The organism is Clostridium sp. HCS.1 (genome assembly GCF_047900555.1).
GTDB lineage: Bacteria > Bacillota > Clostridia > Clostridiales > Clostridiaceae > Clostridium.
Genome location: NZ_CP170704.1, coordinates 3,354,864 through 3,370,286, shown reverse-complemented (window position 1 = coordinate 3,370,286; position 15,423 = coordinate 3,354,864). Strand labels below are relative to the sequence as shown.

The 15,423-nt window shown below is 28.7% G+C and carries 10 protein-coding genes; all 10 read left to right on the top strand.

Going from position 1 to position 15,423, the window contains the following annotated elements; translation table 11 throughout:
- The first annotated feature begins 184 nt into the window (after positions 1-184).
- The 10 genes from ACFYH6_RS16130 to ACFYH6_RS16085 all read left to right on the top strand — a co-directional run bounded on the left by ACFYH6_RS16130 (position 185) and on the right by ACFYH6_RS16085 (position 15,195).
- Complete coding sequence (locus ACFYH6_RS16130) at positions 185-1,945, top strand: sensor histidine kinase (RefSeq protein ID WP_416180359.1); 1,761 nt, start codon at positions 185-187, stop codon at positions 1,943-1,945.
- Positions 1,946-2,686 (top strand): response regulator, encoded by a 741-nt coding sequence (locus tag ACFYH6_RS16125; protein WP_416180358.1) that lies wholly within the window; start codon positions 1,946-1,948, stop codon positions 2,684-2,686.
- A 161-nt stretch (positions 2,687-2,847) separates the two neighbouring features.
- Entirely contained in the window at positions 2,848-3,924 is a 1,077-nt protein-coding gene (locus ACFYH6_RS16120; protein WP_316343953.1) for a BMP family ABC transporter substrate-binding protein, read from the top strand.
- A gap of 13 nt (positions 3,925-3,937) precedes the next feature.
- The gene (locus tag ACFYH6_RS16115) at positions 3,938-5,242 is read left to right on the top strand and encodes a pyrimidine-nucleoside phosphorylase (RefSeq protein ID WP_316343954.1); all 1,305 of its coding nucleotides are present in this window, start codon (positions 3,938-3,940) and stop codon (positions 5,240-5,242) included.
- Between the two features lie 288 nt (positions 5,243-5,530).
- Positions 5,531-6,565: a LacI family DNA-binding transcriptional regulator gene (locus tag ACFYH6_RS16110; RefSeq protein ID WP_416180357.1), complete on the top strand. Its 1,035-nt coding sequence runs from the start codon at positions 5,531-5,533 to the stop codon at positions 6,563-6,565.
- Between the two features lie 79 nt (positions 6,566-6,644).
- Positions 6,645-7,742 carry a BMP family ABC transporter substrate-binding protein gene (locus ACFYH6_RS16105; protein WP_316343956.1) on the top strand — a complete coding sequence of 366 codons (1,098 nt, stop codon included), beginning with the start codon at positions 6,645-6,647 and terminating at the stop codon, positions 7,740-7,742.
- Between the two features lie 103 nt (positions 7,743-7,845).
- The gene (locus ACFYH6_RS16100) at positions 7,846-9,366 is read left to right on the top strand and encodes an ABC transporter ATP-binding protein (protein WP_416180356.1); all 1,521 of its coding nucleotides are present in this window, start codon (positions 7,846-7,848) and stop codon (positions 9,364-9,366) included.
- A complete protein-coding gene (locus tag ACFYH6_RS16095; RefSeq protein WP_416180355.1) occupies positions 9,366-10,454 on the top strand; it encodes an ABC transporter permease in 1,089 nt (362 codons plus the stop codon). Before ACFYH6_RS16100 ends, ACFYH6_RS16095 begins: the two co-directional genes overlap by 1 nt.
- Complete coding sequence (locus ACFYH6_RS16090; protein WP_416180354.1) at positions 10,454-11,401, top strand: ABC transporter permease; 948 nt, start codon at positions 10,454-10,456, stop codon at positions 11,399-11,401. The genes ACFYH6_RS16095 and ACFYH6_RS16090 overlap by 1 nt, the downstream gene beginning before the upstream one ends.
- Positions 11,402-11,679: 278 nt before the next feature.
- On the top strand, positions 11,680-15,195 hold the full coding sequence (locus tag ACFYH6_RS16085) for a 5'-nucleotidase C-terminal domain-containing protein (protein WP_416180353.1): 3,516 nt from the start codon (positions 11,680-11,682) through the stop codon (positions 15,193-15,195).
- Positions 15,196-15,423: the final 228 nt, after the last annotated feature.

Genomic DNA, 15,423 nt, shown 5'->3' with positions numbered 1-15,423 from the left:
TTTGAGAAGCAATTAATTTGCTTCTTTTTTTATTTTCTAAGAATTTATAAAAATATTACCCTGTGAATAATTTTTTATTATTTAAAATTGACCAAAAGATTATATTTAATGGTATTAAACAATAGACTAAGTAAATTAACTTTAGTAAAATGTTACTATATTTATATTAAAAGAGGATTTAACTATGAAAATAAAAAGTATAACAACAAAACTTTGTTTACTTCTAACAACTTTTATAATTATTATATCAATAGTAATTGGAGGATGGTCAATAAAAGATACTAATAAAGTAGTACAAGCTGAAATGGGAAGACTTAATAGTGAAATATTAGATGAAGTTGCAGATAATATCTCAATTTTTCTATCTGATATAGAAGATATAGGTAACAATATTGTGGAAGATAATAAATTAAATAGTGCTTTAACTATTCCTAAAGAAGATGTAATAAATAGAACAGAAGAAACTATTAATTTGGAAAATTATATTGAAGTTCTACTAAATGAGCAAGTATGGAAATATGGAAAGTATATGAAACCAGATCTTTATATAGTTTCTGAAAACGATTTTAATTCTAGTACTTATTCTAAAAATAAATATACTATGGAGTCTATTAAAAACGAAAGTTGGTATAATGAAATAGTAAAGGCTAATGGGAAAACTGTTTTATTAAGTACATTTGAAGATGAGAAGGGTATTGGTCCCTTTAAATCTATTTTTAGAATGGGAAGATCTATTAATAATTTAATAACTGGAGAAACTTTAGGTGTACTTATAATGGACATAAGTGAAAAAATGTTATTTGATAGATATAATAAAATTATTAAAGATGGTAGAAATATTTATATAATTGATATAAAAGGAAATATAATTTCAAGTAAGGATAAAAGATTAATAGGTAAAAATTATTTTAGTGATATACAAAAGGAAGAATATATGAATGAATATGAATGGTATTCAGTAATTAGAAGAGAGGATAGTAATTATATAAAAATGGAATCCACCTTAGATAAATACGGGTGGTCCATAATAGAAGAAATACCATCAAACGTAATAAAGCAGCCTATTAGGCAAATTACAGAAAAATTTATTTTAACATTAATACTTGTTATAATAGTTTCATTTATCATAATATACAAGCTTTCAGTTTGGATTACTAAGCCTGTAATTAATATGAAAGATACTATGAAGCAAGTAATGAATGGAAATTTAAATTTAAAGGTAGAAGTTGATAGGGAGGATGAAATAGGGAATTTAGAAGAGTCATTTAATAATATGATTAAATGGTTAGGGGAATCTATAGAAAAAATAAAAGAACAAGAAAAACAAAAACGTATAGCAGAACTAAGTTTCTTACAAGCTCAAATAAATCCTCATTTTTTATATAATACCCTTAGTGGAGTTAGATTTTTAGTATCTATGAATAAAAATGAGGAAGCAGAAGAAATGTTATTTCAATTTACTAAACTCTTAAGAAATATATTACCAAAGGCAAGTGAACTTATTACTTTAAAAGAAGAAATAGAAGTTATAATGGCGTATATAGAGTTACAGAAAATAAGATATCCCAATTTATTTACTGTAGATATATCTATAGAAGAAGTTATAGAGAAAATTAAAGTTCCAGCTTTAATATTGCAGCCTGTAGTGGAAAATGCAATTTTTTATAGTATTGATAACGAAGGGAAAAAGGGTGAAATTAATATAATTTCTTATAGTGAAGAAGATAAGATAATTATTGAGGTTAAAGATAATGGAAAGGGTATGAGTGATAGAGAAATAAATAATGTTTTTAAAAACAAGGAGGCAATTAATAGGGTTGGGTTAATTAATGTACATGAAAGAATTCAATTAAATTATGGGAAAGACTATGGAATAGAAATAATAAGTGAAAAAGGAAAAGGAACAATCGTTAAGTATATTTTACCTAAAAGAGGAGGAATTTAAATGAATATTTTAGTAGTTGAAGATGAAGCTCCTATTAGAGAGTGGTTAAGTTATACAATAAAAAATGTTTCAGAGGAGTTTAAATTAATAGGAAGTGCCAATAATGGTAGAGAAGCGTATGATCTATCATTAAAATTCAGACCAGATGTAATTATAACAGATATAAAAATGCCTGTTATGGATGGGCTAGAGCTTTCGAAAAAAATAAAAGATATAATGCCAGATGTATTTATAGTAATATTAACTAATTTTGCTGACTTTAATTATGCAAAAGAAGCAATTAGTTTTGGTGCCTATGAATATTTAATAAAGTCTGAAATTAGACCTAAGGAAATAAAGGAATTATTATTTAGAATAGATGAAAAGATAAAGGAAAAAGAAATTAATATCAAAATACCTATAATTAATAAAAAAGAAGATAATAAGAGGTATTCAAAAACTATAGAAAAAGCTCTTAGATATATAGAAGAAAATTATAGTAAGCATATTTCTTTAATAGATGTTTCTAAGCATATTTATTTATCCCATGAGTATTTCTCAAGATTATTTAAAGAAGAAGTTGGAAAAAATTTCAGTACTTATTTAACTTTATATAGGATGAATAAGGCTAAAGAATTAATAAAGGGAACAGATATGAAAATATCACAAATAGCTATGGAAGTTGGTTATACTAATCCAGGTTATTTTTCTAAAAATTATAAGAAGTATATGGGAACATCTCCCGAAGATGATAGAATATAAAAATAAAGAAAAATATCAAAAAAATTCACGAAAAGTCAATATTTTATCATTAAAGAAGTAAATAATTACATTTGTTATCAATTTTATTTATATAAAGGAATAATTAATTTATGTATAATAAAAACAAGTAGTGATATTTGTTTTATTGAAAAGGAGAATAAATGAAAAAGACAAGCTATAGTATATTAATAGCTTCAGTATTTTTAATATTATTTTCTGTAGTATCAATAAATTTTATTAATAATAAAAAGCTAAAAAATCAATCTAAAAAGCCTATAAAAATAGCAGTTGTTTTCACAGGAAGTGGATTGGGTGATAAATCCTTTAATGATTTAATTTATGATGGATTATTAAGGGCACAAGAAGAGCTTAATATAGAATTTGATTATGCAGAACCAATTCATCCTGAAAAATATAAGGAAAGCATTTTAGAGTTTGTAAAAACTATGGATTATCAATTGATTATTGCAGTTGGACCTGAACAAGAAGGTGCTGTGAAAGCGGTTTCAAATGAATATCCTAATCAGAAATTTACTTTAATAGATTCTAAATTAGATATGAAAAATATAAGTTCCATTTATACTAGATGGGAAGAACAAGCATTTTTAAATGGAGTAATTGCTGGATTATTAAGTAAAATGGAATATGAGAAAACAGGAAATATAAATAAAGCTGGAGTTGTGCTAGGAATGGAAGTCTCACATCTTAGAGAAGGGGCTGTTGGATTTGAAGCTGGATATAAATATATATTTCCAGAAGGGGAAGTTATAACTGCAGTAGTAAATGATTTCAGGAATCCATTAAAAGCCAAGGAAATATCACTTTTAATGTACAGTAAAGGGGCTAAATATATTCAACATTTAGCAGGAGCCTCTGGCCTTGGAGTATTTGCTGCAGCAAAAGAATCAGAAGCATATGCTTTTGGAGTAGATGAAAATCAAAATTACTTTGACCCAAGTGTTATAATCGCTACATCTACTAGATATATTAACGAAATAGTTTTTAATGAGATTAAGTATATTAAAGATAATAGTTGGAATGATGGAGTTCATTATTCAGGATTAAAGGAAGGAATTATTGATATTACAAGAGAAGGATCAGAAGTTGAATTAGATCCAAGCATAATGAAAATTGTTAAGGACATAAAATATAAAATTGTTAAAGAACAATTATATATACCAAAAACAAAGGAAGAACTTAATAGTTGGATTAATGAAAATAAATATATTACTAATTAATGGAGGGGTTGCTATGAGAGCTTATGACATAATAGCTAAAAAAAGAGATTGTAAAGAATTAAGTAAAGAGGAAATAGAATTTTTTATTGATGGATATACTAAAGGAGAAATAACTGATTATCAAGCATCATCTCTTCTTATGGCTATATACATAAATGGATTAAATGATGAAGAAACTGTTAATCTTACAATGGCAATGATTAAATCAGGAGATGTTGTTGATTTAAGTGAAATTAATGGCATAAAGGCAGATAAACATAGTACAGGTGGTGTGGGTGATAAAACATCATTAATATTAGTTCCTATGGTAGCAGCTGCTGGATTAAAAGTTGCTAAATTATCAGGAAGAGGTTTAGGTCATACTGGTGGAACTTTAGACAAATTAGAATCAATACCAAACTTTAATATAAATGTTGATAAGAAGAATTTTATAGATTTTGTAAATAAATCAGGATTAGTTATAGCTGGACAAACTCAAAATATAGTTCCTGCTGATAAGAAGTTATATGCACTAAGAGATGTTACAGCTACAATAGATAGTATTCCTTTAATAGCAGCAAGTATTATGAGTAAAAAAATTGCGTCAGGTTCAGATGCCATATTACTAGATGTTAAATATGGTGATGGAGCATTTATGAAAACAAAGGAAGATGCAGAAAAATTAGCAAATGCTATGGTTGCTATAGGAAAGGGATTAAATAGAAATACATCGGCTGCAATTACTTTAAATGGAGAACCTCTAGGATATTCTATTGGAAATGCTTTAGAAATTCAAGAAGTAATTGAAGTATTAAGTAATAGAGGCCCTAAAGATTTAAGAGAATTATGCCTAAGGTTAGGAGCACAAATGCTTAAAATAGGTGAAATAGAATCTGATATTACAAAGGGAAGAGAAATTCTAGAAGAGGTTCTTGCAAATGGAAAAGCTTTAGATAAGTTAAAAGAATTGGTTGTAAATCAAGGTGGAGATGTATCTGTAATAGAAGATACAAGTTTATTTACTATTGCTAGTATAAAACATGATGTAAAGGCTATAGAAGAAGGATATGTATATGAGTTAGATGCAGAAAAAGTAGGAATATCTTCATTAATAGCAGGAGCAGGAAGAGAAACTAAGGATGATACTATTGACTATGGTGCAGGAATAATACTTAAGAAAAAAATGGGGGATTATATTAATAAAGGAGATATAATTGCAACTATTTATACAAGTGATGAGAGTAAAATAAGTGAGTCAGAAAAGATGCTTTTATCAGCTTATATAGTAAAAGATGAAAAACCAAGAATAGAAGATATAATATATAAAATTATAGAATAGATATTAAATCTATGATTTCAATAATATTTTAAATATATAATTAGAAAATTAAACCTAAGTATTTAATGAATTTTAAAAGTGAAAAAGTGCATTATGTAGAATCAATTAATCAATATTTATGTCAATATTTTGATAATCTTTTAAAAATATCAAATATTTATTGAAAAAATTATCAAAAAATATATTATTTAAAAGTTTACTCTAGTATAATTAAATTAAATAGATATATAATAATTCTTGGAGGATAAAATTGTTAATTTATATAAATATGGCATGAGGAGAAATAAAATGGCAGTAACTATAGATGACATAGCTAAAAAAGCTGGCGTATCATCTGCAACTATTTCTAGAGTATTAAATAATTCTTCCTATGTTAAGGAAGAAACAAGAGAAAAAGTATTAAAGATTATAGCAGAAATGAATTATGTACCTAGTGCAATAGCAAGAAGTTTATCAAAAAGAGAGACAAGCACTATTGGAATAGTAGTTCCTGATATAACCAACTCTTATTTTGGGGAAATAATTAAGGGAATCAGTAGAATTGCAGAAGAAGTTGATTTAAACATAATATTATTTAATACTAACAATAATATAAAAAGTGAATTAAAAGCTTTAGAAGAAATTAAGAAGCATAGATTAAAAGGAGTTATTATGACTCCTGGTTTTGGAGATACAAAGTTTAAACATGAATTTATAGAAGCCATTAGAAGCATAAACATTCCAATAGTTTTAGTTTCAGCTGATTTAAACTATATTACTTTAAGTGGAGTATTTGTAGATGATATAGAGGGTGGATATTTAGCTACAAAGGCTTTAATAGAAAATGGTCATAATAAAATAGGAATAATAACAGGTATAATGAGTTCAAGCTCAGCATTAAATAGATTAACGGGATATAAAAGAGCCTTAAAGGAAAACAATATTCCAATAGACTATAATTATATAAAAGAAGGAAAGTTTAAATTAGAAGAAGCATATAGGTTAACAAAGGACTTTTTAGAAATGGCAGACTCTCCAACAGCTATAATCGCATGTAGTAATAGAATGACATTAGGTGTAATTAAGGCATTAATTGAACAGAGGATAAAAATTCCTAATGATATTGCGTTAATAGGTTTTAATAAGATAGAGCTTATGGATACAGTAGGAATTAATCTATCATATATAGAAGATTCCCCTATGGAACTTGGAGAAGCCTCAATTAGTTTGCTTTTAGATATTTTTAAATCTAAAGAAGATAACTATGAAATAAAAAGAATAAATATTCCACCTAAGTTGATTTTGAGAGGATCAGAAATCAAGTTTTTAGAGGAAGAACTATAGAAGTAAGATAAAGTTTTAAATTTGTGCATTTCTTTGTAGTACAAAGATTGCTATATATTATTTTATGGAGGGATTATATATGAAAAAGAAGTTAATAGCACTAACACTTTCAGCTCTTATGGTAACAGGCTTAATTGGCTGTGGAAGTAAGGAAGAGGGAAAGGCAGAGACTAATAAAGATTTTAAAGTTGGTATGGTTACAGATGCAGGAACTATAGACGATAAGTCATTTAACCAAGGAACTTGGGAAGGTATATTAAAGGCTAAAGATGAATTAGGTATAGATAGTAACTATATTAAACCAGCAGGAACTACAGAAGCTGATTATATGAAAGAAATAGGTAATCTTTATGATACAGGATATAAATTTATAGTTACTCCTGGATTTAAATTTGAAACTGCAATCTTTGCTGCACAAGAAAAATATCCAGATGCAAAATTCGTTATTATTGATGGTTCACCAAACAATGGTAAAGAAGGAGATGCAAGACAAGCAAAAGTTGGAGAAAATTCAGTTGCTGTTTTCTTTGCAGAACATGAAGCAGGATTTGTAGCAGGTGTTGCAGCATCTCTTGAATTAAAAGAAGGAGAACTAGGATTTATAGGTGGTATGGAAATACCAGCAGTTCAAAAGTTTAACTGGGGATTCCAACAAGGTGTTAAATATGCTAATGACAATTTAGGAACTAAAATGAGTCTTAAAGCAGAAAACGTAGTTTATCAAGGATCATTTGATAATGTTGCAGCAGGACAACAATTAGCAGCTACTATGTATGACAATGGAGTAAAGGCTATATTTACAGCAGCTGGTGGAGTTGGTGTTGGAGCTATTAATGAAGCTAAAGCAAGAGCTACTGCTAAGAAGGAAGCTTGGATAATTGGTGTTGACGTTGACCAATATTCAGAAGGTGTTTATGATGGAGAAAAATCAATAATATTAACTTCTGCAATGAAGAAAATTGATACAGCAACATTTAATATAATCAAAGATGAATTAGATGGAAAATTCCCAGGTGGACAAACTTTAACTTTTGATGCAAAAACAGGTGGAGTAGGTATACCAGAAGAAAATCCAAATCTTTCTAAAGAAACTCAAGATAAGGTAGCAGAAGTATTTAATCAAATCAAAGATGGAAAGATAACAATATCTGACAAACAAGGGGATTTAATTAAGTAAATTATTTAAAAATTATCGCAGTATTTAAAAATAAATATATTTTTAATTTTTAAATATCTGCGATATTTTCTTATATTTATAAAAGTAGAAAGCGGTGAATTATATGGAATATGTAGTAGAGATGCTTAATATCCGAAAGGAGTTTCCAGGTATTGTAGCAAATGATAATATTACATTGCAGCTTAAAAAAGGAGAAATCCATGCTCTTTTAGGAGAAAATGGAGCAGGAAAATCTACATTAATGGGAATGCTATTTGGAATGTATAGTCCAGAAGCAGGAGTAATTAAAGTAAATGGAAAAGAAGTTAAAATTTCAAGTCCTAATGTAGCTAATGACTTAGGAATAGGTATGGTTCATCAGCATTTTAAATTAGTTGAAAACTTTACTGTAACTGAAAATATTATTTTAGGTTTAGAGCCAAAGAAATTTTTATCCATAGATATAAAAAGTGCAGCAAAAAAAATTGAGGAATTATCAAAGGCTTATGGGTTAAATGTTGATCCATATGCAAAAATTGAGGATATATCTGTTGGTATGCAACAACGTGTTGAAATATTAAAGATGCTTTACAGAAATGCAGAAGTATTAATATTTGATGAACCTACAGCAGTACTAACACCACAAGAAATTGAAGATTTAATAGGAATAATGAGAAACCTTATTAAGGAAGGTAAATCAATAATTTTAATAACACATAAACTAAAAGAAATTAAAGAAGCAGCTGATAGATGTACTGTAATTAGAAGAGGTAAGTACATTGGAACTGTTAATGTTAAAGAAACATCAGAAGCTGATATGGCTAAAATGATGGTTGGAAGGCAAGTATCCTTTAAAGTAGAAAAGAAGGAAGCTCATCCAGGTGAAGAAGTATTAAGATTAGAAAATGTATCAGTTAAAAATAATAAAAAAGTTCTAGGATTAAAGAATTTTAATTTAGAAGTAAGAAAAGGTGAAATAGTAGGTATAGCTGGAGTAGAAGGCAATGGACAAACAGAGTTAGTTGAAGCTATTACAGGTATGAGATCTATTGAAGAAGGAAGTATAACTTTCAATGGAAAAGATATTACAAAGGATTCTATAAGAAAAAGAATAGATGAAGGAATAGCTCATATTCCAGAAGATAGACATAAAAGAGGACTTATTTTAGATTATACATTAGAGGATAATTTAGTTCTTAAAACTTATAAGAATGAACCTTTTTCTAAAAATGGACTTATAAATAGAAATAAAATTTCAGAATATGCAAATGAAATTATAGATACTTTCGATGTAAGATCTGGAGAAGGCGGAAAGTCAATTGCTAGATCTCTATCAGGAGGTAATCAACAAAAAGGAATAATTGGACGTGAAATTCAATCAGATCCTGATTTATTAATAGCTGTTCAACCAACAAGAGGGCTAGATGTTGGATCAATAGAATACATACACAAAAGACTTGTTGAACAAAGAGATAATGGCAAGGCTGTACTTTTAGTATCTCTTGAATTAGATGAGATATTAAATGTTTCAGATAGAATTGCCATAGTAAATAATGGTGAACTTATTGGAGTAGTTAATGCCTCTGAAACAGATGAAAATGAAGTCGGATTAATGATGGCTGGAATAAAGAGAGGTGAAAGTTAATGGGAAAAGATCAAGGTATAAAATCCATAATGGCTGTAATACTTGGACTTATAGCTGGGGCCTTATTAATGCTTGTTATGGGATTTAACCCTGTTGAAGGATATAAATATTTATTCCAAGGTGGACTAAAAAACTTAGAAAGAATAGGAAATACTATTGCTACAGCTACACCTTTGATGCTTACAGGACTTTCAGTAGCTTTTGCATTTAAAACAGGGCTATTTAATATAGGAACTCCTGGACAAATGCTATTTGGAGGATTTTGTTCAATAGCTGTTGGATTATCTTTAGATTTACCTAAGATAATATTAGTTCCAATAGTTATTATAGCAGGTATCATAGGAGGAGCTTTATGGGCAACAGTTCCAGGAATTTTAAAGGCTAAATTTAACGTACATGAAGTTGTATCATCTATAATGATGAACTGGACAGCATATTGGATAGTTTATTATATGGTACCACAATATTTCAAAGGTGAATTTTTAGAAACTGAATCTAAAATGTTACCAGAAACAGCTACATTAAAAGCAAATTGGTTATCAGAAATATTTAAGGGCTCATATATAAATTTAGGTATTTTCTTAGCTTTAATAGCAGTTTTAATAATATGGTTCCTTTTAAATAAGACAGTGTTAGGTTATGAATTAAAGGCTGTTGGATTTAATAGATTTGGTGCAGAATATGCAGGTATGCCTGTTAATAGAAACATAGTTATATCAATGATGATAGCTGGAGCTTTATCAGGACTTGCAGGAGTAATACAATATACAGGTAATGCAAATATAATGCAAATAGGAGTAATGCCAAGCCAAGGATTTGATGGAATTGCAGTAGCTTTACTTGGAGCTAGCAACCCTATTGGAGTTATTTTCTCATCATTATTCTTTGGAGTACTATATGTAGGAAAAGGCTTTATGAATGCAGCTGTAAAAGTACCACCAGAACTTGCTGATACTATAATGGCTACAATAATTTATTTTGCAGCTACAAGTATGGTAATGGACAAGGTAATTAAGAAATTTAGAAAAGCTAAAAAAGATAAGTCTAACAAAAAAGACATTTCTAATGAAAGGGTGGTGGAAAAATAATGTGGAGTATAATTGAACAAGTTTTTCCATATGCAATTTCTTATACAATTCCTTTATTAATAACAGCTCTAGGAGCGCTTTATTGTGAAAGAAGTGGAGTTGTTAATATAGGTTTAGATGGACTTATGATAATTGGTTCTTTTGCTGGAGCACTTACAGTATCTAAATTACAAGCAAATGGAGTAGCAGGAGCTTTATGGATTGGTTTATTAGTGGCTGTGATAGTAGGAGTATTATTCTCATTACTTCATGCCTTTGCAAGTATTAATTTAAATGCAGATCAAGTTATAAGTGGTACTGCAATAAATATGATGGCAGGAGCATTAACAATATACTTAGCAAGAAATATTACAGGAAGTGGTAATATAAGAGTATCTAATGGATTTATTCCAAGAGATATTCCAATACTTTCAGATATACCTGTAATTGGACCTCTTTTCTTTACAAAGACATATGCTACTACATGGTTAGTGTTAATAATATTATTAGTTAGTGCATTCTTATTATATAAAACTAGTTTTGGTTTAAGATTAAGAGCTTGTGGAGAACATCCTCAAGCAGCACAAGCAGCTGGGGTAAGCGTATTTAAGATGAGATATATAGGGGTTATGATATCTGGAGGAATGTCAGCTTTAGGTGGAGCTATAATTCTTTTAACATATTCAGGAGAATTTAATGGTAATGTTGCAGGCCTTGGATTCCTTGCCTTAGCAGCATTAATATTTGGACAATGGAAACCACTTGGAATATTAGGAGCAACTTTCTTCTTTGGATTTGCTTCAACTATTGCAAATGTGTCACAAGTAATACCAACATTAGCTCAAATCCCAGGAGTTATATTAAAGATATTCCCATATATAGTAACTCTAATTGCTTTAGTGTTATTCTCTAAATCATCACAAGCACCTAAGGCTTCTGGTGAACCTTTTGATACAGGTAAGAGATAATATTAATTAATAAAAAAATATTGAAATAATGATTATTTAAGAATAGACATCTAAGTGTTTAATATAGATATTTAATATCTAACTTAACAATAGATGTCTATTTAATAAAATAATTATTTTTTTGGTCTTAAATGTAAAAATATATAAAAAAAGTTAAATAAAGTTAATGACTAGAGAGGTGATTCAATAAGTTTATTTTAAATGCATTATTATGATGACTTATTAACTAATAAAGGTTATTATTAAAATAACATAAATATAAAATTGGGAGGGGTAAAATGAGAATTAATAATGTAAAGTTAAGAAAATTCTTAGCTACACTAGTAGCATTTACTTTTATTATAGGTAATTTACCTATAAAGTTAGTAAAAGCTACAACAGAAGAACTATCAACAAAAACAATTCAAATTCTTGCTACAACTGACTTGCATGGGAAATATGTTCCGTATGAGTATGCAAGAGCAACAACCTCATATGGAGGATTATCACAAATAGCTACATTAGTAAAACAACAAAGAGCAAATAATGAAAATACTGTTCTCGTTGATAATGGAGATACTATTCAAGGTAACTATAATCATTTATTCTTAAATGAAGCAAATAATCCTATGATGTTAGCGATAAAGGAAATAGGATATGATTCATTTAGTCTAGGTAATCATGAATTCAATTTTGGGATGGATAAGTTATTTAATATAACTAGTCAAATAAAAAGTAATGTAAAGGTTTTATGTGCTAACTTATATAAAGATAATAAGAGAGTGTTTGATGCCTATACAATAAAAGTATTACCTAATGGGATAAAAGTTGCAACTATTGGAGTTGTTACTCCACATATTGCTAAGTGGGATGGACCAAATTTAATAGGATATACACCTACTAACCCAACAGAAGAAGTTGCAAAAGTTATAGAGGAAATTAAAAAAGCAGGTGATGCTGATGTATATGTGGTTACAGCGCATATGGGTTATAACAGTGAATATGGAGATGGAGATTCAGCAAAAGAACTTGCTGAAAAAAATCCTGATGTTGATGTAGTTGTTATGGGGCATAGTCATGAAGCGAATGTTAATAAAACAGCAGGAAATGCCATTTTAATTCAACCAACTAATAATGCGGGAAGCTTAGGAAAAGTAAATATTACCCTAGAGCCAGATGGAAGCAATGGATATAAAATTAAAGATAAATCTGGATCATTTATAGCATTAAATAAAGATGTAGCAGAAGATACAAGTCTAGTGAATTCTTTAAGTTATTATAATGAAAAAGCAAAAGCAGATGCAAGTATAGTTATAGGTCAATTAGAAGGAGCAAGTTTAGCAGATAAAAATGAAATAGCTGATATTCCAGAATCATTAGTAAAAGATCAAGGAATAACAGACTTTGTAAATGAAGTTCAATTATATAATAGTAAGAAGCATTTGGAGTCAAAAGGAATAGATATTAACTCTGGATATCAAGTATCTGCAGCAGCACTATTTGATGCAGGATCTAATATGTTAGCAGGAAATATCAAAAAATCTGATGTATCAAATATATATAAATATGATAATAAGCTTTACACAATAAAAACAAATGGAAAGCAACTTAAGAGATTTATGGAATGGACATCATCAATATATAATACATTTAATACTGGAGATTTAACAGTATCATTAAATCCAGATATTAGATTATACCAATATGATATGTTTGATGGAATTAGCTATGAAATAAATATTTCTAAACCAGCAGGAAGTAGAATTGAAAATGTTAAGTTTGAAAAGGACGGGAAAGTTGTTGAAGATAATGATTTAGTTTATTTATCAGTTAATAACTATAGATATGATTCAGTGCTTAATGCAACTAAAAATCCTGTATTTGAACCTGGAACACATGAAAAAATTTATGATACTAATAATGATAGTATTTCAGACATGAGAGACTTAATTACAGATTATATAATAAGTGTTAAGGGTGGCAAAATAAGCAGAAATATTGATAATAACTGGAAGTTAACAGGTGTTAGCTATGATGATACTTTAAGAAAAGAAGTTGTTAAATTAGTTAATGATGGAGTATTAAAAATACCAGTATCAGAAGATGGTAGAACTCCAAATGTAAGAAGTTTAACTATAAATGATGTATTAAAGGCTAAGAATATAAAGAGAGTTGAATTATTAAGCTTTAATGACTTACATGGAAATGTTCAAGAAAGTGGTAAAAATGTTGGAATAGCTAAGTTAGCAGCAGCAATAAAAGAAAAAACTTCTTTAAATACTTTCTCTAATTATGAAGCTATAGCATTAGCTGCAGGAGACTTGTATCAAGGTACAGCTATATCTAACCTTACTAAGGGGGCACCAGTAAGCGAATTCTTAAAGGATATAAAAATACCTGCCTCATCAATTGGAAACCATGAATTTGACTGGGGTAAAAACTTAATACCTACATGGGCAAAAGAAGGTAATTTTGATTTCTTAGCAGCTAATATTATTGATAAGAAAACAGGCAAGACTGTTGAATGGGCTAAACCTTATAAAATAATAGAGGTAGATGTAGTAAAAATTGGATTAATAGGTGTTACAACACCAGAAACAGCTTATAAGACAACTCCAGCAAATGTAGCTGATTTAACTTTTGAAGACCCTTCAATATCAGTTCAAAAATATGCTGATAAATTAAGAAATGAAGATAAAGTTAATGCAGTAGTTGTATTATCTCACCTAGGTGCAACAACAGATAAGAGTGGTAAAACTACAGGAGAAGCTGTAGATTTAGCAAACAAGGTGAAAAATGTTGATGCTATTATAGCAGCACATGATCATCAATTTACAAATGCAGAAGTTAATGGAATTAAGATAGTCGAAGCTGGATACAATGGTAGAGCTTTGGGACTATTAACTTTTGATTTTGATAATACAGGAAAATTACTTTCACTTAAAGCTAATATAGACGAGCTTCATAAAAGAAGTGCTAGCATAGTACCAGACAAAACTTCAGAAGAAATAGTAAAGAAATATGAAGCTGAATTAGAACCTATATTAAAGGAAAAGGTTGCAGACTTAGATAGAGATTTATCTCATGATAGAAATGAAGGACTTTCACCACTTGGTATAGTTGTTTCAGAAACAATGAGAAAAATTGCAGGAGTAGATATTGCTATAACTAATGGTGGAGGTATAAGAGCACCATTATCAAAAGGTGTATTAACAATGGGAGATTTATATACAATATTACCTTTTGACAATACTTTAGTAACTATGGAGTTAAAGGGAGCAGATGTAAAAGCTGCCATTGAACATGGAATTATGCCAAATAACTTTGGCTGGGGACAATTCTCAGGAATAAAAGTTTGGTATGATAAGAATGCTGAAGCAGGAAATAGAATTACATCAATAAGATTAGCAGATGGAACTCCTTTAGACATGAATAAATATTATACAGTTGTAGTTAATGATTTTATGTCAACAGGTGGAGATGGATATAATTTTACTAATGCTAAAAATATGAAAGATACAATGTTAGTAATGAGAGATGAAATAATTCACGAGTGGAAAACTAACGGAGTAAATACTAAGATAGATAACTTATTAATAGCAGGAGCAGATGATACTAAGGAAAATGTAAAGCCTGGTAACAATGATAAGCCTGAAACTGTAAAACCTTCAACTGAAAAGCCTTCTTCAAATAATAAGGGTAATTTACCAATGACAGGTGGACAAAATTCTGCTAGTATGGCTATATTTGCAGTAATGATTTCAGGTATAGGATATTTTATGGTTAAGAAAAATAAAAAGAAAAAAGTAAGTTAATAATATTTTTAGGAGTTGTATTATAATACAGCTCCTATTAAATTTATAGAGCTTGGATTTAGAGTTATAATTCGGAGATTAAAATTAAATAATTTGGAGAGAATAATAAATAACTTGATAAATTGAGAGTATTAATTCATAATATAAATACATATATAAATTCTAATAACCATATCTTGATATCTTATAACTCCCATAAATAGAACATAGGAATAAAATATGGAGGTG